This window comes from Truepera radiovictrix DSM 17093 (assembly GCF_000092425.1).
Taxonomy (GTDB): Bacteria; Deinococcota; Deinococci; order Deinococcales; family Trueperaceae; genus Truepera; species Truepera radiovictrix.
On sequence record NC_014221.1, the window covers coordinates 537591 to 554349 of the forward strand.

At 69.6% G+C, this 16759-nt stretch carries 21 protein-coding genes; 8 read left to right on the forward strand and 13 right to left on the reverse strand.

What is annotated here, in order from left to right; genetic code table 11:
- Nucleotides 1-3084 carry a carbamoyl-phosphate synthase large subunit gene (gene carB / locus TRAD_RS02455; RefSeq protein WP_013177002.1) on the reverse strand — a complete coding sequence of 1028 codons (3084 nt, stop codon included), beginning with the start codon at nt 3082-3084 and terminating at the stop codon, nt 1-3.
- 124 nt (nt 3085-3208) lie between these two features.
- Between carB and TRAD_RS02460 the strand changes: the two genes are divergently transcribed.
- A complete protein-coding gene (locus TRAD_RS02460; protein ID WP_013177003.1) occupies nt 3209-3748 on the forward strand; it encodes a Uma2 family endonuclease in 540 nt (179 codons plus the stop codon).
- Here TRAD_RS02460 and TRAD_RS02465 read toward each other — a convergent pair.
- The 5 genes from TRAD_RS02465 to TRAD_RS02480 all read right to left on the reverse strand — a co-directional run bounded on the left by TRAD_RS02465 (nt 3731) and on the right by TRAD_RS02480 (nt 6137).
- Nucleotides 3731-3982, reverse strand: coding sequence for an RNA-binding S4 domain-containing protein (locus tag TRAD_RS02465; RefSeq protein ID WP_013177004.1), 252 nt, complete (start codon nt 3980-3982; stop codon nt 3731-3733). The genes TRAD_RS02460 and TRAD_RS02465 overlap by 18 nt on opposite strands.
- Nucleotides 3979-4836: a prephenate dehydratase gene (gene pheA / locus TRAD_RS02470; protein WP_013177005.1), complete on the reverse strand. Its 858-nt coding sequence runs from the start codon at nt 4834-4836 to the stop codon at nt 3979-3981. The genes TRAD_RS02465 and pheA overlap by 4 nt, the downstream gene beginning before the upstream one ends.
- A gap of 27 nt (nt 4837-4863) precedes the next feature.
- On the reverse strand, nt 4864-5502 hold the full coding sequence (locus tag TRAD_RS02475; protein WP_013177006.1) for an NAD(P)-dependent oxidoreductase: 639 nt from the start codon (nt 5500-5502) through the stop codon (nt 4864-4866).
- On the reverse strand, nt 5499-5645 hold the full coding sequence (locus tag TRAD_RS16200; protein WP_185095189.1) for a hypothetical protein: 147 nt from the start codon (nt 5643-5645) through the stop codon (nt 5499-5501). Before TRAD_RS16200 ends, TRAD_RS02475 begins: the two co-directional genes overlap by 4 nt.
- A 108-nt stretch (nt 5646-5753) precedes the next feature.
- Nucleotides 5754-6137 carry a Fur family transcriptional regulator gene (locus TRAD_RS02480; RefSeq protein ID WP_013177007.1) on the reverse strand — a complete coding sequence of 128 codons (384 nt, stop codon included), beginning with the start codon at nt 6135-6137 and terminating at the stop codon, nt 5754-5756.
- 183 nt (nt 6138-6320) lie between these two features.
- Between TRAD_RS02480 and rpmG the strand changes: the two genes are divergently transcribed.
- Nucleotides 6321-6488, forward strand: a complete 168-nt coding sequence (gene rpmG / locus TRAD_RS02485; protein WP_013177008.1) for a 50S ribosomal protein L33 — start codon at nt 6321-6323, stop codon at nt 6486-6488.
- A 5-nt stretch (nt 6489-6493) separates the two neighbouring features.
- Here the strand turns inward: rpmG and TRAD_RS14985 are convergent, their stop codons facing one another.
- Nucleotides 6494-6832, reverse strand: coding sequence for a hypothetical protein (locus TRAD_RS14985; RefSeq protein WP_013177009.1), 339 nt, complete (start codon nt 6830-6832; stop codon nt 6494-6496).
- A gap of 12 nt (nt 6833-6844) precedes the next feature.
- On the opposite strand from TRAD_RS14985, the gene TRAD_RS02490 reads away from it, so the two are divergent.
- The 3 genes from TRAD_RS02490 to rpsN are packed head-to-tail and all read left to right on the forward strand — an operon-like array spanning nt 6845 to nt 9502.
- Entirely contained in the window at nt 6845-7909 is a 1065-nt protein-coding gene (locus TRAD_RS02490) for a YncE family protein (protein ID WP_013177010.1), read from the forward strand.
- Nucleotides 7910-7928: 19 nt separating this feature from the next.
- Nucleotides 7929-9221 carry an FAD/NAD(P)-binding protein gene (locus TRAD_RS02495; protein ID WP_013177011.1) on the forward strand — a complete coding sequence of 431 codons (1293 nt, stop codon included), beginning with the start codon at nt 7929-7931 and terminating at the stop codon, nt 9219-9221.
- Nucleotides 9222-9232: 11 nt separating this feature from the next.
- Entirely contained in the window at nt 9233-9502 is a 270-nt protein-coding gene (gene rpsN, locus TRAD_RS02500) for a 30S ribosomal protein S14 (RefSeq protein ID WP_013177012.1), read from the forward strand.
- A 44-nt stretch (nt 9503-9546) separates the two neighbouring features.
- Here the strand turns inward: rpsN and TRAD_RS02505 are convergent, their stop codons facing one another.
- Complete coding sequence (locus TRAD_RS02505) at nt 9547-9885, reverse strand: hypothetical protein (protein ID WP_013177013.1); 339 nt, start codon at nt 9883-9885, stop codon at nt 9547-9549.
- 271 nt (nt 9886-10156) lie between these two features.
- On the opposite strand from TRAD_RS02505, the gene TRAD_RS02510 reads away from it, so the two are divergent.
- The gene (locus TRAD_RS02510; protein WP_013177014.1) at nt 10157-11425 is read left to right on the forward strand and encodes a Kelch repeat-containing protein; all 1269 of its coding nucleotides are present in this window, start codon (nt 10157-10159) and stop codon (nt 11423-11425) included.
- A gap of 65 nt (nt 11426-11490) precedes the next feature.
- Entirely contained in the window at nt 11491-12495 is a 1005-nt protein-coding gene (locus TRAD_RS02515) for a PQQ-dependent sugar dehydrogenase (RefSeq protein ID WP_013177015.1), read from the forward strand.
- Here the strand turns inward: TRAD_RS02515 and TRAD_RS16770 are convergent.
- Genes TRAD_RS16770 through TRAD_RS02535 form a run of 4 tightly spaced genes read right to left on the reverse strand, consistent with a single transcriptional unit; the run spans nt 12446 to nt 14880 of the window.
- Complete coding sequence (locus TRAD_RS16770) at nt 12446-12865, reverse strand: glutaredoxin family protein (RefSeq protein ID WP_425358643.1); 420 nt, start codon at nt 12863-12865, stop codon at nt 12446-12448. The genes TRAD_RS02515 and TRAD_RS16770 overlap by 50 nt on opposite strands.
- A complete protein-coding gene (locus TRAD_RS02525) occupies nt 12769-13689 on the reverse strand; it encodes a 1-phosphofructokinase family hexose kinase (protein WP_013177017.1) in 921 nt (306 codons plus the stop codon). Before TRAD_RS02525 ends, TRAD_RS16770 begins: the two co-directional genes overlap by 97 nt.
- A gap of 4 nt (nt 13690-13693) precedes the next feature.
- Entirely contained in the window at nt 13694-13975 is a 282-nt protein-coding gene (locus TRAD_RS02530) for a hypothetical protein (RefSeq protein ID WP_148221168.1), read from the reverse strand.
- Between the two features lie 2 nt (nt 13976-13977).
- Nucleotides 13978-14880: an isoaspartyl peptidase/L-asparaginase family protein gene (locus TRAD_RS02535; protein WP_041947106.1), complete on the reverse strand. Its 903-nt coding sequence runs from the start codon at nt 14878-14880 to the stop codon at nt 13978-13980.
- 145 nt (nt 14881-15025) lie between these two features.
- Here TRAD_RS02535 and TRAD_RS02540 point away from each other — a divergent pair, with 145 nt between their 5' ends.
- Nucleotides 15026-15586 carry a septum site-determining protein MinC gene (locus tag TRAD_RS02540; protein ID WP_013177020.1) on the forward strand — a complete coding sequence of 187 codons (561 nt, stop codon included), beginning with the start codon at nt 15026-15028 and terminating at the stop codon, nt 15584-15586.
- A 259-nt stretch (nt 15587-15845) separates the two neighbouring features.
- Here the strand turns inward: TRAD_RS02540 and TRAD_RS02545 are convergent, their stop codons facing one another.
- Nucleotides 15846-16619, reverse strand: a complete 774-nt coding sequence (locus TRAD_RS02545; protein ID WP_013177021.1) for a class I SAM-dependent methyltransferase — start codon at nt 16617-16619, stop codon at nt 15846-15848.
- Nucleotides 16620-16759: the final 140 nt, after the last annotated feature.

Here is a 16759-nt window from a genome sequence, read left to right on the forward strand (position 1 = left end):
CTAAGCGCCCCGGTGCAGCTCCTGTAGGGGGCGGACCTCGAGCGTGCCGCGCTGCGCCGCGCGCAGCGCGCGAACGGTCCAGCGCGCTGCCTCGGGCGTGGTGACGATGGGGACGCCGGCCTCTAACGCGCGGCGCAGCTCGGGCGTCGCCGTTGTCGCGATCAGCAGCGCGTAAGCGGGCTCCCCCGCGCCCTCCGGCGCCTTGGTCACCGAGAAGCCGAGCTCGCACAGCTCCGCGCCCACCACCTCCAACCCCTCGCCGATGAGCGCCACCGTCCCCGACGTGGGCAGGCGCACGTTCGCCCCCAACAGCGCCTTGTAGTAGGCCATGTAGGGGTCGGGGTCGATCCCCATGCTCTCCCCCGTCGAGCGCATCTCGGGGCCCAAGACGGGGGTCACGCCCGCAAACTTGAGAAAGGGCAGCACAGCCTCTTTGACGCTGTAGACGCTCGGCGTCGGCGTCTCGGTAAACCCGATCTCGGCGAGCGTCTTGCCGGCGGCGATCAGCGCGGCGTACTTGGCCAAGGGGTGCCCGATGGCTTTGGAGAGGTAGGGCACCGTCCGGCTCGCGCGCGGGTTCGCCTCGATCACCAGCACCTCGCCCCCTTTGACCACGAACTGGAGGTTGATAAGCCCGCGCACGCCGATGGCCCTCGCGAGCCGGGTGCTGTAGTCGTGCAGCGTCGCGATGACCTCGTCGCTTAGAGACACCGGCGGTGTGATGCACGCCGAGTCGCCCGAGTGCACCCCGGCCCCCTCGATGTGCTCCATGATGCCCGCCACGACGACGCGCTCGCCGTCCGCTAGGGCGTCGACGTCGACCTCCTGCGCCCCCGCGACAAAGGCGTCTAACAGGATCGACGGCGACCCCGGCAGCTCGGCGTAGACCTCGCGCAAGTAGCGCTCCAAAGCCCCCTCGTCCTCGACGACCTGCATCGCCCGCCCACCCAGCACGAACGAGGGGCGCACCATCAGCGGGTAGCCCAACGAGGCGGCCAACGTGAGCGCCTCCGCCGGGCGCTGCGCGACCCCGCCGGCGGGTTGCGGGACGCCGAGCCGCGCGCAGAGCCGGTGAAAGGCGTCGCGGTCCTCGGCTTCGGCGATCGCGCGCGCCGGGGTACCCCAGATCGGCACCCCGGCGGCCTCGAGCGGCGCGGCGAGCTTCAGCGGCGTCTGGCCGCCGAGTTGGACGATCACCCCCGCCGGCTCCTCCCGCTCGATGACGTTCAAGACGTCCTCGAAGGTCAAAGGTTCGAAGTAGAGGCGGTCGGCGGTGTCGTAGTCGGTCGAGACGGTCTCGGGGTTGGAGTTGATCATGATGGTCTCATACCCCGCCTCTTTAAGCGCCCAGACCGCGTGCACGGTGGCGTAGTCGAACTCGACCCCCTGGCCGATGCGGTTGGGGCCCGAACCCAAGATGACGACTTTGGGCCGCTCCGAGGGGCGCACCTCGTCCTCCCACTCGTACGTCGAGTAGTGGTAGGGGGTGTAGGCTTCAAACTCAGCGGCGCAGGTGTCCACGGTTTTGTAGACCGGCGCGGCGTGGCGCTCTTTGCGAAGCCGCCGCACGGTCATCACGTCCGTACCGGTCAGCTGCGCGAGATCACTGTCGGAAAAGCCGAAGCGCTTGACCTCGCGCCACGTCTCCCAGTTCCAGCGCTCGACGGGTCCGAGCGCGGTGATCTCCCGCTCGGCGTCGACGATCTCTTTAAGCTGCGCCAAGAACCAGGGGTCGATGTGGGTGCGCTCGGCCAAAAAGCGCACGCTCTTGCCGCGCCGCAGAAGCTCCAAAAGCGCCCCCAAGCGCTGCGGGGTCGCCGCCAGGCGGCTCTCGAGCTGCGCCAAGTTGAGGTTTTTGGTCTCGCTGCGCACGTCGAGCTCGAGCGAACGCAGGGCTTTTTGCAAGGACTCTTTGAAGGTGCGGCCGATCGCCATCACCTCGCCGACCGAACGCATCTGGGTGCCCAAGAGCGGCGAGGTCTCGGGAAACTTTTCAAACGCGAAGCGCGGGATCTTGGTCACCACGTAGTCGATGGAGGGTTCAAAGGCCGCCTTGGTCTCCTTGGTGATGTCGTTAGGGAGCTCGTCTAAGTGGTAGCCGACGGCGAGCAGCGCGGCGATCTTGGCGATCGGGTAGCCCGTGGCCTTGGAGGCCAGCGCCGACGAGCGCGACACCCGCGGGTTCATCTCGATCACCATCACCTCGCCGTTACGCGGGTTGACCGCGAACTGGATGTTCGACCCGCCGGTGTCGACCCCGATCTCGCGGATGATGGCGATGGCGTCGTCGCGCAGCCGCTGGTACTCCTTGTCGGACAGGGTCTGCGCGGGCGCCACCGTGATCGAGTCGCCGGTGTGCACCCCCATGGGGTCGACGTTCTCGATCGAGCAGATGATGACCACGGTGTCGTTGTGGTCGCGCATGACCTCGAGCTCGTACTCTTTCCAACCGAGCACCGACTGCTCGACCAGCACCGTGTGTACCGGCGAGTCGTGCAGCCCCCGGCGGACGATCTGCCGGAACTCGGCCTCGTCGTAGGCGACGCCCCCCCCGGTCCCGCCGAGGGTAAATGACGGCCGGATGATGGCCGGGTAGCCGATGGTGGCGACGAAGTCCAGGGCCTCCTCGAGGCTGCCGACCATCTTGCCCGCGGGCGTCTTGATGCCGATCTTGCGCATCGCCGCCTGAAAGAGCTCGCGGTCTTCTCCCTTGTTGATGGCCTCGTAGTTGGCGCCGATGAGTTCGACCCCGTAGCGCTCCAAGACCCCCGTCTCGTAGAGCGCCTTGGCGAGGTTTAAAGCCGTCTGCCCGCCCAGGGTCGGCAAGAGCGCGTCGGGCCGCTCCTGGGCGATGACCCGCTCGGCGACCTCCGGGGTCAGGGGTTCGATGTACGTCCGGTCGGCGACCTCGGGGTCGGTCATGATGGTCGCGGGGTTGGCGTTGATGAGCACGACCTCGAACCCGGCGGCGCGCAGCGCTTTACACGCCTGCGTACCCGAATAGTCGAACTCGGCGGCCTGGCCGATGACGATGGGGCCAGAACCGAGGATGAGGATCTTGTGAATATCGTCGCGCTTGGGCATACCAACTGAAGACCATAACACGCGGCTTTAGGGCATAAAGATGCGCGCGCAAGCATATCCAAAGCGTCCGTCGACCCTGCGCGCACCGACGCCAAGCCCGTGAGCGCGGCTGCTAAACTAGCCTATGATCACCAAGCGCAAGCTCACGGTCGCCGACTTTCTGGCGATGGGGGAGGCGGGGCTCTTCGCGCCCGATGAGCGCGTGGAGCTGCTGGAGGGAGAGATCTACACGATGTCGCCGCCGAGTAGCAAGCACGCCGCCTGGGTCGACCGGATGATGAAGGCGCTCGAGCGTGCCTGCGGCGACCGCGCAATCGTGCGCGTTCAGAGTCCGGTGGCTCTCTCCGAGGAGGACGCCCCCGAACCCGACGTGACCGTCCTCGTTCCCCGCGCGGACTTTTACGAAGCGGAGCTGCCCAGGGCTACCGATGTGTACCTCGTCGTCGAGGTAAGCGTGTCCACGCTCCTGCACGACCGCAAGGTCAAGCTACCCATCTACGCCCGCACGGGGGTGCCGGAATACTGGCTCGTCAACCTTGAAAAGGGGCGGCTCGAGGTCTACCGGGAGCCGCAGGGCGACCACTACCGGGTACGGTTGCTTTTGGGCCTTCACGAACCGCTGACGCTCGCCGCGCTCCCGACACCCTCACCGGTCGCCCTCTAGCTCCCCCGCGAGCCCGAGCACGAACGTCTCGTCGCCGACCGTGACGGTGTCCCCCTCGCGGAGCTTGCGTTTGCGGCGCGTCTCGACCTCGCCGTTGACCCGCACCCTCCCCGACTGGATCATCAGCTTGGCCTGCCCGCCCGTCTGGGCGAGCCCCGAGAGCTTGAGCGCGTCGTTTAGGGTGATGGTGGGCTCAGGGTCGTCGAAGCGGTCGGTGTCGGGGGGGCGGTTCATGAGGCGACCTCGCTCACGCTCGGGGCGGCGGGATAAGAACCCAAAAACTTGACGAAGGCCGCGCGGCGCATGAGGCCGGTCACGGCGGCCTGCACGTTGGCGTCGTCGAGGTGCCCCTCGATGTCGATATAAAAGAGGTAGCTCCAGGGTTTGTCGCGGCGGGGGCGCGACTCGAGCTTGGTCATGTTGATGCCGTGCCGCGGAAAGAGCTCCAAGCAGCGCACGAGGTCGCCGGGGCGGTGGCGGGTGGCGATGACCAAACTCGTCTTGTGCTCCCCTTCGCCCCGCGGCACCTCGTCGGCGCCCAGGATGAAAAAGCGCGTGTAGTTAAAGTCGGTGTCCTCGATGTTGGCGGCTAGGATCTCGAGGCCGTAGATCTCGGCCGCCCGCTTGGAGGCGATCGCCGCGTGCCCGTGCGCCCCCCCGTTCTCCTGCCGTTCGGCGAGGAGTTTGGCGGCCCCCGCCGTGTCGAAGTCGGTCACCGCCTCGAAGCCGTGGCGGGTCAGGAAGCCGCGGCACTGCTCTAGAGCCTGCGGGTGCGAGTAGACCCGCCGAACGTCCGCGAGCTTGGTGCCGGGGACCACGAGCAGGTTGTGTTCGACCCGCACCACCTGCTCCCCGACGACGTGCAGCACCGAGTCGGTCAAGAGGTCGTAGGTCTGGTTGATCGAACCCGCCAGGGAGTTCTCCACGGGTAAGCAGGCGTAGTCGCACGCACCCGAAACCGCCGCCGCGAAACCCTCTTGGAACGTGCTGTAGCCAACAGCCTCGGCGTGGGGGCAAAACTGGAGCGCTGCTTGCTCGCTGAACGCGCCGGCGACCCCTTGAAAGGCGATACGAGGGGGGGTGTGCATCGTAGGCAGTGTAGCACCCTAGCCGCCTCAGCTCGTCACCACGGGCATCTGCTGCACGAAGCGCGAGCTTGCCACCTCCTGAAGCATAAAGTCGGCCACGTCCGCCCGCGAGACCTGCACCCCAGAATCCTTGCCGACAAAGCCCACGCGGTAGCTTCCGGTGTGCGGACCGTTTGTGAGGCGCGGTGCGCGCACGACCGTCCACGCAAGCCCGCTCGCTTTAAGCCGCGCGGCGTGCTGCTCGCCGTCCTCCAACACCGCCCCCGAGAGGCGCTTTAAGAGAAAGGTGAAGACGCGGTCGATGAGTTTGGGCCTGTCTCGCGGGTCGGGGACGCCCGCGCCGGTAAGCGTCACGATCCGCCGGACGCCGTGCGCATGCATCGCGGCGAGGATGTTCTCGGTCGCGCGGGTGACGAGGTCGGGCGGCGAACCCTTCGTCTGACCGAGCACGCTGAGCACCGCGTCCACCCCCTTCACCGTGCGCGCGACGGCCTCCGGGTCGAGCGCGTCGCCCTGAATAAGCTCGAGCCGCTCGTGCCCGCTTAGACTTAGCGGCAGTTTGCCGGGGTCGCGTACGAGCGCCCTGACCTCGTGGCCCGCCGCGAGCGCCTGCTCTAAAAGGGGACGCCCCGTCTTCCCCGTACCACCAAACACCGCGAGCTTCACGCGTACACCTCCAGATGACGCCCCAAGCTGTTGGGGCCGCTAGGTATGGCTTGGCTGATCGTAAACCTGAGCACGGCCTCGGGCGTGGCGTTTTGCTCCACGTCCGGCGCTCTAGCGAGGGTCGGCGCTCGTAGCGCACCCATGTTGACCGGGAGTGTTGGCAGCCTAAGGCGATGTGGGGCTGACCCTGCACGCTCACCCCGCGCCGGTGTGCTGCGTCAAGGGGCGTCTCTCGCCGGGACAAGCCGTGATCAGTTGCTCTGGCACTGCGGGCAGACGCCGTAGAGCGTGAGCTCGTGGTGCTTGACGGTGAAACCGCCCGGCAGGGTGAGCCCCTCTAACACCACGACCGGGCAGGTGGTGGTGAGTTCAAACACGCCGCCGCAGCTCTGGCAGCGGAAGTGGTGGTGGTGCCCGCGCCCGGCGATCTCGAAGCGGGCGCTCTCGCCGGGGAGGTGGACGGGGACGACCTCCCCCTCGGCTTCCATAGTGCTCAGGTTGCGGTAGACGGTCGCTAGGCCGAGGCTCGCGTGCGTCTCGCGGGCGGCGTGGAGGACCTCCTGGGGCGTTAAGGGACCGGGGGCACGCTCGAGCGCGCGCAAGATGGCGCGGCGCTGCGCAGTCTGGCGTTTCATCAGCCCAGTGTAGCAAACCAAGAGGTGAGAGCGCGTTCTTCTCCACGTCTCGTGTCCCGACTGTTGAAGGTAAACGCAGGTTCGGTCAGCGGGACGTTTCTAAAGGCGTCTATACCTTGACGCCCTTGCGAAAAGCCGCTACGATGGCTCTTGCTGATAATCAATTATCAGTAAGGGAGGATCATGGCGAAAGACGGACCGCGCATCAAGATCCTGCTCCGCTCGACGGCGGGGACGGGGTCGGTGTACGCAACGACGAAAAACCGCCGCACGACGACGCACAAGCTCGAGCTCAAAAAGTACGACCCGAGACTCCGCAGGCACGTGCTCTTTCGCGAGGAGAAAGTATGAACCGTCTAGGCTACCTGACGCTGGCCGCGCTGCTGACCCTCGGCGGCGCCTTGGCCCAAGAGGGGGAGGCAACGCACGCCGAGCAGGCGCACGGTGACCACGCGCACGATGGGCACGGCGATCACGAAGGTCACGACCACGATCATGACCACGCGCATGACCATCACGAGCACGGCGGTCACCCCCAGGGTGCTCACGACCACGCCGAGCACGACCATGAGCATGGCGAGCACGACCACCATGACCACGAGCACCACGACCATCACGACCATGACCACGCCGAGCACGCCCACCACGGCGACCACGACGAGGTTGCGGGGACGCGGCTCTTGGTCGCCGACCACGAAGACGCCACCGTGGCGGTGCTCGACCTGCTGAGCGAAGAGGTGCTCGCGAGCTTTAGCGTGCCGGGACCGGGGGGGAACGTGTACCGCTCGCCGAGCGGGCAGTACGGCCTCGTCGTGCACCGCGACGAAAACCGCGTCACGGTGGTGCACTCGGGGTTGCGCCTAGAGGACCACGGCGACCACGCCGACCTCGTGCAGGGCGCGCCGTACATCCTCCAGACCCTCAACGTCGGGCGCCAACCCACCCACGTGTGGACGGGCGAGCACGAGATCGCCATCTTTAACGACGCCGACGGGACCGTGGCGGTGCTCGACGAACGCCTTTTCGGGCTCTCGCTCGAGTACCTCGGTCTCGAGTCCGCGGGGCCCGACCACGGGGCGGCGGTCGTGCTCGGCGACCACGTGCTCGTCGGCTACTTGGAGTTGGGGCGCGTCGACGCGTTTACCCGGGGCGGCGAGCTTGAAACGAGCTTCGAGGGGTGCCCGCGGCTGCACGGTGAGGCCTCGGCGGGCGACGTGGCGGCTTTCGGCTGCGCCGACGGCGTGCTGCTCGTCACCTACGAGGAGGGCGCGCTGAGCGCGGTGAAGCTGGACAATCCCGCCGGGACGCCCGAAGACGCGCGGGTCGGTACGGTCGTCGCCCACGAGGCTAGCCCCGTGATGGTCGGCAACTTGGGTGACGGCGTGGTGCTCATCGACGCGGCGGCGCAGACGCTCGAGCCCGTCTCTCTGCCGAGCGCGCCGCTGCGCTTTGCCTTCGACCACACGGGCGAGCACCTCTTGGTGCTGACGCGCGACGGCGAGCTGCACCGCCTCGAGGCGCAATCAGGGGAGCTCCAGGGCAGCGTGTCGGTCATGGAAGCGTTCGACCCGGGCCCGGGCGGCGGGCACGGTGCGGCGCGCCCTGGGCTGGCGGTCGGCGAACACGCCGTCTACGTCAGCGTGCCGAGCGCGGGCGAGGTCGCCGAGGTGCGCTTTGAGGGCGACGCGCTCAGCGTGACGCGCCGCCTAGAGGTCGGGGGGACCCCGAGCGGCGTGGCGCTGCTCGCGTTAGAGGGCGGTGTGATCCACTAGTGACGCCTCTACGGCTCCCGTGCGTCCGCTAAGCGACGTTCCGCTCACCGTCGTCGGCGGGCGAGGCCCGCACGGCCTCGCCCTGCACCTCCTCTTGCAAGACCGCGGGGTGAGCGGCTACCGGCTGCTCGACAAGGCTGCCGACTGGCTCCCGCTCTACGGCCCGGGTGGCCCCATGCAGGCGGTCGGGCACCTGCGCAGCCCCGCCGAGCTCGACTTTGCGCTGGGCGTCCCCGAGCGGGGGATGGGCGCTTTCGAGGACGACGACGGCAGCTTCCCGCTTCGGGGCGTCTACCGCCTCGAGGACGCGGCCGCGAGCGCCTTCAACCTGAGCACCACGCCAGCACACCGCGCCCCGCGCCTCGCGTTCTGGCGCTACGCGAACTGCGTCGCGCGGCGTAGCGGCGCCGACGCCCACGTGCTGCAGGCCAGCGCCGCGCGCCTCGAGCCCGTGTGGGAAGGCGCCGAGGGGCACTGGCGCGTACACCTAGAGGACGGCCGCAGCTTCGCGACGGCGGCCGTGGTGCTCGCGACGGGGCTTGGGCCGCACCTGCGCGTCCCGCGGCCGTGGCGCCCCTGGTGGGCGCGCCTGCCGGAGGCGACGCGGGCGCACGTGCTCGGTTTCCGCTACGAGGGGCTCGCGGGTAAGCGCGTCGTGGTGGCCGGTTCGTCCAACCTCTCGAGCTGGGAGGCCGCCATCCGCGCCGCCGAAGCGGGCGCCAAGGTGACGCTGCTCTCGCGCGCGCTCAACCCCATCGAGTGGCAGCTGCCCTTCGCGCCGCACTGGTTCCAGGCGGACTTTATGGCGCGCTTTATGGCGCTGTCTCCCGAAAAGCGCCTCCGCACGCTGCGCAAAACGCACGTGCCCAACACCTCGCTGCCGGGGCTAGCGGCGCGGGCGCGCGCGCTCGGGGTGCGCGTCACGTTCTACGCCCGCGTGCAGGCCGCCGCGCCGCTCTGGGGTGGGGTGCAGCTGCAGTACCGCACGCCGGAGGGCGACCACGCCGAGTACGCCGACCTCCTGCTCGCGGCGACGGGCGCCGCGCCGCGGCTGCGGGAGCTGCCGCTTATCGCCGAGACCGCGCGCGAGCACCGCGCCCCCGTGGTGGTGGGCGGCCCCGCCAAACACCGCCCGATCCTGGACGACACCGGGCGCTGGAAGAACCTGCCGCCGCTGTACCCGATGGGGGCGCACGCGCTGACGCGCGGCGGGCTCGGCGTCAACACCCTCGCGAGCGCCACGGCCTACTTGCCGCTGACGCTGCCGCACATCGCGCGCGCCGCGGGGTTAGCGCTGCCGAAAAGCGCCTGAAAGGAGCCAGCGTGGCCCGAAAGAGCCTCATCGCCAAAAACCGACAACGCCAACGCTTAGCAGCGAAGTACGCCGACAAGCGCCGCGCGCTTAGAGCCGCCGGCGACTACCGGGGGCTTGGGCGCCTGCCCCGCGACGCTTCAAAGGTGCGCGTAAAAAACCGCTGCGCGCTCACGGGGCGCAGCCGCGGCTACCTGCGCGCTTTCGGGGTGTCGCGCATCGCGCTGCGCGAGCTGGCGCACGCGGGCCTCTTGCCGGGGGTCAAAAAGGCGAGCTGGTAGCGCTCGCGGTAAGAGAGAGGCGCTCGAGGTTCTCGAGCGCTTTTTTACGCCACGACCTCGACCGGACCGTGGTCGTCGCAGTGATCCCCGTGCGGGTGGTGCAGGCGGCCGTTCACCAGGTAGTCGACGTGGTCGCCGTGCGGCACCGCTTCGTGGCCACAGCCGGGGCCGTGGACGTGCGCGGCGTCGTGACCGTCCACGGTGGGGTTGTGCTCGGCGGGGTTGGTGCTCGAGACCTCTAGCGCGTGCTCCTCGACGGCGCCATCGTCGCGCTGATGGTGCAGATGCCCGTCGTGCAGGTAGTCGGTGTGACCGTCGTGCCGAACCGCGGTGTGGCCGCAGCCGGGGCCGTGGGTGTGCGGGTGGTCGTCGTGCGTGGCCATGAAACGCCTCCTTAGTCGCCAGCTGCCTGGCGGGCACGTGCGTCGCGTAGCCGTGCGGAGCGGTACAGGGTTTAGTATACAGGTTTTCGCGTTCGGCCTTTGGGCGTTGCGACCAGGTTGGCGTAGCGGGGTGTGGGACGCACGTGCGGCTGCGCGCCGTGAGCGCGTCAGGAGGCGTGACGGGGGGCGCGCGTGTCGGCGCCCTACCTCGAGCCGCGCAGCCTTTAAGCTAAGGGTAGGTCCCTGGCAGAAGAGGCTCTAGAGGAGGACCATGAACCGTTTCGCGACCCGCCCCCACCGCTCGTGGCGCGCCCTGCTGTGGGCGCCCTTGGGGTTGCTCTCGGCCTGCTACGCGCCGGGCGGCCCCACGCCGGACAACCGTCCCCCTACCGTCTCGGCCGGGGGCGACCGAACCGTCACGCTGCCCGCCGACGGGGTGCTCCTGGCGGGCCGCGCCGCGGACCCCGACGGCGACCCCCTCACGGCGCTCTGGGCGCAGCTCGCGGGTCCCGCCGAGGTGACGTTTGCCGACGCGAGCGCTCTAGAGACCAGCGCGCGCTTTCCGGAAGCGGGGGCGTACACGCTCGAGCTCTCCGTCACCGACGGCCAAGCCAGCGCCCGTGATCAGGCCGTCATCACCGTAGAACCGGGCGCTGGTGGCGCTGGCGCGTGGAGGGCGCTTCCCGAAAGCGCGGCGCCGCGCCAGGAGGTCTCGTACGTGCAGCTCGGCGGGCGCTTCTACCTCGCCGGCGGCAGCACGCTGCACGAGGTCTACGACCCCGTGGCGCGGACCTGGACGGAGGTCGCGCCGCTCCCCAGAAACCTCGACCACATCCAAGGGGTCGCGGTCGGCGGGAAGATCCTCTACATCGGCGGCAATGTGGGCGGCGACCTGCGCGTAGAGACCGACACCGTCTACATCTACGACCCCGAAACCGACACCTTTACCGAGGGTTCGCCGATGCCGCGCGGGCGCGGTGCGGGGGGCGTGGCGGTCCACGACGGCCTCATCTACTACGCCGGGGGCTTAAACGGCTTCGTGGCGCGGACCTGGTTCGACGTCTACGACCCCGTAGCGGACACCTGGACCGCGCTGCCCGACATGCCCAACCCCCGCGACCACTTCCACGCGGTGGTGTTGGACGGGGTGTTCTACGCCATCGGCGGGCGCGAGGCGCGCATCAACGCCACGACCCCCGCCGTGGACGCCTTCGACATCGCCAGCGGCACCTGGACGACCCTGGACACCGAGCTGCCGACCGAGCGCGGCGGTTTCGCCGCGGCGGTGCTGGGGGATGAGATCTTGGTCATCGGCGGCGAGGGGGGCGGCAACACCTACGAGGAGGTCGAGGCGTACAACCCGCGCACGAACACCTGGCGGCGCCTCGCCCCCATGCCGACGCCCCGCCACGGCGTCCAGGCGGCGGTCTGTAACGGCGGGGTCTACCTCGCGGCGGGCGGGGTGGTGCAGGGCATCGGGCCCTCGAGCGCCCACGAGGTGTTTTTCGTGGGCGAGCCCCGGCCCTGCGAGGCGCCCTGACGTCGCAACCGGCTTGGCGTAAGCGCGCGCTTTTTCGGGGAGGGGAGACCGCCCTAGACTGCGCTATGCGCTCCTCGCTCCCTGGTCTAGGCGCCCTCGTCCTCAGCGCGCTGCTCACGCTCGGGTGGGCGCAGCCCTTGGCGCTCCCAGACGGCTACGCGGCCGACCCCCTCGTAACGGGCCTGCGCGGCCCCACCCAGATGACCTTCGGCCCGGACGGGCGGCTGTGGGTGGCGCAGCTCGCGGGCGGCGAGAACAGCGGCGCGGGGCAGGTCGTGGCGGTGGACCTCCGGACGGGGGAGCGGGAGGTGCTGCTGAAGGAGCTCTTCAAACCGACGGGGTTGGCCGTCACCGAGGCCGACCTGTGGGTGATGGCGGGGGACCGCCTGCTGCGCGCGCCGCTAGCAGGGGGGGCGGTGGGCGAACTCGAGGTCGTCCTGCGCGACCTGCCCAGCAACGGGCGCTCTCAAGGCACGCTGACGCTGACCCCGGCGGGCGAGCTGCTCTTCGAGACGAGCGGCGCGCTCACGGCGACCGGCGTGCGGGAGGGCTCCGGCGCGCTGTGGCGCTTGGACCCAGCGAACCCTGCGGCGCCGCGCCCGCTGGCGACGGGGCTCAAGGGCGCCTACGCCCACGCTTTCGACGCCTCGGGCACGCTCTACAGCACCGAAGTCGGCGACGACTGGGTGGACGGCCGCCCACCGCCGGACGAACTTAACATCATCCGCGAAGGCGCCGACTACGGCTGGCCGTCCTGTTACGGCGACCGGCAACCCGCCCACAACTTTGGGGGCACGCGGGCGCGCTGCGCGGCGACCGAAGCGCCCCTCGCCCTGTTCGCCCGCGGCGCGACGCCGACGAGCGTGGTGGGGTCACCGTTTGAGGAGGGGGCGCTCTTGGTCGCGCTGTGGGCGGCCTCGAGGGTTGTGCGCGTGGACGCCCGCACGGGTGCGGTGACGCCCTTTATCACCGGCATCAGGCTGCCCCAGCACCTGCTGGCGCACGAGGGGGCGCTGCTCGTCAGCTCCTTTGCCGACGGGACGGTGTACCGCGTCGAGGCCAGGGAGTAAACCCGTGCCGCTCCCGGTAAGCCGACAGCCAACGCGACAGGACCGCCACCGAAACGCCCTGCATGACCTCTAGCGTGTCGCCGTCCTCGAGGATGACCCCCCGCGCCGGCGACCCGAGGCGCGCCTCTAACAGGTTGCGCCGCTCCGGTTCCCGGGCGACGTCGACGAACGTAAACGGCACGCCCCTCGAGCTCAAGAAGCGTTTCGCCACTTCGCAAGGGCCGCACCCCGCCAGGCCGTAGAGCCGCACCGGCGGGGCGCTCTCGGGGGCGTTCACAGCGCCGTCACCACCACCTGCGGCAGCAGCGCCTCGACGGTGGGCTTGTGGCACAAGTCGGTGCCGGGGGTCGTGGCGGTCGCCGCGCCGCACGCGACGCCGAGCCGCAGCGCCGCCTCCCACCCCTCGCCCTCGGCGAGCGCTACCAAGGCCCCACCCAGGAGCGAGTCGCCCGCGCCGACCGCCGAGTCGGCTTTGACCTTCGGCGGCACCCCCTGCCACGCCCCCCCCTCGGTCACGAGCACCGCCCCCTGGGCGCCCAAGCTCGCGAGCACCGCTTTGGCCCCCTGCGCCAGGGCGCGCTCGGCCGCCGCGACGGCGCTCCCGATGTCCGTGACCCGCAGCCCCGTGAGCCGCTCCAACTCGTACTGGTTCGGTTTGATAAGCTCGACCCCGGCCGCGACGACCTGCGCGAGCTCCTTGTCGATGTCGGCGGCCACCTTTACCCCCTGCCGTTTGGCTTCGGCGATGACGTCGGTGTAAAAGTCCTCCGGCATACCCCGCTGCAGGCTGCCCGAGAGCACCAGAAAGTCGGGTGCGCGCAGCTCGAAGATGCTCGAGCGCAGCATCGCCGTCTCCTCGGGGGACGCTTCGGGGCCGGGTCCGGAGACGCGCAGCTGCTGCGCGTGGTCGTCTTGGATAATGGCGTTCGTGCGGGTCGTGCCCGACTGCTGCGTGAACCAGGTGCGCACATGCTCCTCTTTGAGGAGCTCTTTAAACTCGTCGCCCGCGCGGCCCCCGACCAGGCCCATCGCCACCGTGGGGTGCCCCAAGCGCGCCGCGACCCGGCTGACGTTGACGCCGTTGCCGCCGGGGGCGCGAAAGACGGCCGTGGCGCGCAGCTTGTCGTCGAGCTTAAGTTCGGTGACGCGGTAGGTGAGGTCGAGCGCCGGGTTGGCCGTGACAGTATGGATCATAGGGTTATCTTAGGCCTTTGAGGAGCCTCTCCGCCTCGGCGGGTTCAAAGAGCCGCAGCAGCCTCACGTGGGGCAGTAGGGTCGCGAAGTGCGCCTCATAGCGGCGGCGCCCGCGCCAGTGCGTCTTGCATAACAAGAGGGACTTCCGGCGCAAAAACGCCTGGCGGAACGTTTCCTCGTTCGTCCCCCACAGCACGTCGCGGGTCGCTATGCGGCGCAATGTCCGCTTAAAGAGCCGCCAGAGCTTGGTGCCGACGACGGCGACGCGCCGCATAGGGGGGTGCACGGCTAGAGGAGAAAGACGCCGGCCTCGAGCCCGACCACCGCCCCCTCGCGGTCCTCGGCTCTCCAGGCGTACGCCATGGTGGCGCTGTTAAAGCCCACGCAGAGCTCCCCGGCCTTTGTCACGCTAATGAGCCCGCCCGAGCCGCCAAAACCCCTGACCTCCTCCAAAGCCCGCTGGACGCTCTCCTCAAGCGCCGCACCCGCCGCGAGGCGTTCGGCGAGCGCTTTGGCGGTGACGGCGCGGATGAACGCCTCCCCCTTGCCCGTGCAGGAGACGGCGACGCGGCTGTCGGCGTAGGTGCCCGCGCCGATAATTGGGGAGTCGCCGACGCGGCCCGGCCACTTGCCGAGCATCCCGCCGGTGCTGGTGGCCGCCGCGAGGTCGCCGCGCGCGTCGCGCACGACCGCCCCGACGGTCGCCGAGGTGGCCGGTTTGCCCGCGCCCTGCTGCCACGCCCTAAACGCGCGCCGCGTGCGCTCCGTGAGGAGGCTTTCGTTATCGATGGGGTCGTCGACGAGCGCCTCGGCCCCCGCCCCGACGAAAAAGGCGTGCGGGGTCTCCAACCGCACCTTGTTCGCCAGCAGAACCGGGTTGCGCGCCGTCTTCACGGCCCCGACCGCCCCGGCGGAGCCGTCGGCGCCCGACATCACCGCCGCGTCGCACTCGACCTCGCCGCGCGCGTTCGGCGAACCGCCCGTGCCGGCGTTAAAGGCGTCCGGATTGTCTTCCATGACCTTAACGGCGGCCAGCGCCGCAGCCAGGGCGTCGCCGCCGCCCGCGAGCACGGCGAACCCGGCGTCTCTGGCGGCGATCAGGCCGAGGGTGTAGGCTTCGCGGTCCTCGTCGCGGATGGTACCGGCGCCGCCGTGGATGACCAGGAGGGGGGAGCTAAGGGGGCGGGTCATAGGCGTATCTAACCACATCGCGCCGGGCAGTTCCTGCTGCGCGGGTGAGCGCTCGGCTAGGCGCGGCCGGGTGGGGCGGGTACACTAAGAGGAGCATGTGCATCCTCCACCGCCCCTCTAGACCATCCTGCGCCGCGCGGTCACGATGAAAACGCGCGGCACGCGAAGCGGCATCCTGCTCAGCCTCGAGCCCCATGACACGCCCGAGACGCTGCGCGCGCGCCTCGGGGCGCAGCGGGAGCTGCTCACCGGCAAGGTTTTCGTCGAACTCGCCGAGCGCACCCCGTGGGAGACCTTGAGGACGCTTGACGACATCGTCACCGAAGCGGGCGGGCGCCTCGCCGAGGTGCGGCCGCCGACGGCGGTGACGCAAGCGCGCGGCGAAACGCTCATCGTCGGCCGCACCGTGCGCAGCGGCGCGCGCCTCGAGGCGCGCGGCTCGGCGATCATCATCGGCGACGTCAACGCGGGCGCCGAGGTCATCGCCGAGGACGACATCATCGTCCTCGGCACCCTGCGCGGCGTTGCCCACGCGGGCGCGGGCGGTAACGAACGGGCGATCATCTGGGCGCAGCAGGTGCAGTCCAAGCAGCTCCGCATCGCCGGCGCGCTCGCGCAGGCGGGCGGCGACGCCAAGACCGTCTCCGGCCCGGAGGTCGCGCAGCTGCATAACGGGCAGATCATCCTGCGCCCGTGGGACCCCTAGGGGGTTCCGGGAGCCCTTGCAGGGCGTTGCAACGCGCTTGCAACACAGCTTGGTTTAAGCTATGAACGGCCACCGGGGGCCAGAGGGAGACCTCAAACGAGCCTTACTACGCAGTAAGGCTCAATTTTTTGGTGGTCGTTTTTGGTGGTCGACCGTGGCGTGCGGGGCGCGCTCGGCGTCGCCTCTAAGTGTTGCCTGGCAGCCGCAACAACCCCGTGACGCTGCAGGCCGCTCCCCCAGGGTCCAAGCCCGGCGCGCGCTACAGCTTGCGCGCCCGCAGCGCCGCGAAGAGCGGGATCTCGGGCGCGCGCTCGTCGTGCGGGTCCGGCAGCTCCTCGAGCCGGTCGACGAGTAGGCCCAACGCGGCGAGGGTGTTGACGTAGGCCTTGAGGGGGCGGTGAAAGCTCAGGGTCGTCCCCGTGCTCTTGACGCCCGCCTCGGCGTAGGCTTTCATCGGCACGCGGCGCCCTGTCAGGTACTGCTCGACACGCCGATAGGTGAGTTTGCGCGCCGCGTCGTAGCCCCACCCGCTGCCGCGCGGGCTCCGGAAGCAGGGGTGAACCATAAAGATCACCAGCCGTCCGCCCCGGGAGAGCGCCCACGCCGCCTGTTGCAAAACCTCCTCCAAGGGGTTCATGTCCTGGATGGAGAGCATAAAGACCGCGACCTCGAAGCTCTCGGCGCTCACCTCGGCGAGCGCCTCGAGACGCCGCGCGTCGCCGTGGACGAAGCGGGCCTCGGGGTGGTTCTGGCGCGCAAAGCGGACGAGCGTGCGCGAGGCGTCGACGCCTAAGTACGCCGCGCCGCGCTGCAAGACGGCGGGGGCGAGCACCCCTTGGCCGCAGCCGATGTCGAGCACCCGTTCGCCCTTTTGCGGGTCGCTGAGCGCCAGTACGGTCGGCAGGGCGCTCTTGCGATGATAGTGCGAGCCCCGCTTCCCGACCCAGCCGTTGTACCACTTCGCCACCGGGTCCCACGAGGAGTGGGCCGGGACTTTCGGGGTGGGGCGGGTGGTGGGTTTGCGTTTGACCATAGAGAAGACTCTACCCCTGGTTGGGTCGGCGCGGGGCTCGGCAGATGCCCGTGGGGCTTGACAAACCCCGCGCGCCCCGCTAGGCTCAAGGGGCCTAAGACAGGCAGATCTCGAGAGGAGCGGTGCAGATGGCAGACAAC

Coding starts and splice junctions, on each gene's coding strand:
- rpmG (WP_013177008.1), top strand. CDS start 6,321: ATGGCGAAAGACGGACCGCGCATCAAGATCCTGCTCCGCTCGACGGCG.
- TRAD_RS02525 (WP_013177017.1), bottom strand. CDS start 13,689: ATGATCCATACTGTCACGGCCAACCCGGCGCTCGACCTCACCTACCGC.
- TRAD_RS02535 (WP_041947106.1), bottom strand. CDS start 14,880: ATGACCCGCCCCCTTAGCTCCCCCCTCCTGGTCATCCACGGCGGCGCC.
- pheA (WP_013177005.1), bottom strand. CDS start 4,836: ATGCACACCCCCCCTCGTATCGCCTTTCAAGGGGTCGCCGGCGCGTTC.
- TRAD_RS02465 (WP_013177004.1), bottom strand. CDS start 3,982: ATGAACCGCCCCCCCGACACCGACCGCTTCGACGACCCTGAGCCCACC.
- TRAD_RS02510 (WP_013177014.1), top strand. CDS start 10,157: ATGAACCGTTTCGCGACCCGCCCCCACCGCTCGTGGCGCGCCCTGCTG.
- TRAD_RS02505 (WP_013177013.1), bottom strand. CDS start 9,885: ATGGCCACGCACGACGACCACCCGCACACCCACGGCCCCGGCTGCGGC.
- carB (WP_013177002.1), bottom strand. CDS start 3,084: ATGCCCAAGCGCGACGATATTCACAAGATCCTCATCCTCGGTTCTGGC.
- TRAD_RS02460 (WP_013177003.1), top strand. CDS start 3,209: ATGATCACCAAGCGCAAGCTCACGGTCGCCGACTTTCTGGCGATGGGG.
- TRAD_RS02545 (WP_013177021.1), bottom strand. CDS start 16,619: ATGGTCAAACGCAAACCCACCACCCGCCCCACCCCGAAAGTCCCGGCC.
- TRAD_RS16200 (WP_185095189.1), bottom strand. CDS start 5,645: ATGGGTGCGCTACGAGCGCCGACCCTCGCTAGAGCGCCGGACGTGGAG.
- TRAD_RS02515 (WP_013177015.1), top strand. CDS start 11,491: ATGCGCTCCTCGCTCCCTGGTCTAGGCGCCCTCGTCCTCAGCGCGCTG.
- TRAD_RS02480 (WP_013177007.1), bottom strand. CDS start 6,137: ATGAAACGCCAGACTGCGCAGCGCCGCGCCATCTTGCGCGCGCTCGAG.
- TRAD_RS02540 (WP_013177020.1), top strand. CDS start 15,026: ATGAAAACGCGCGGCACGCGAAGCGGCATCCTGCTCAGCCTCGAGCCC.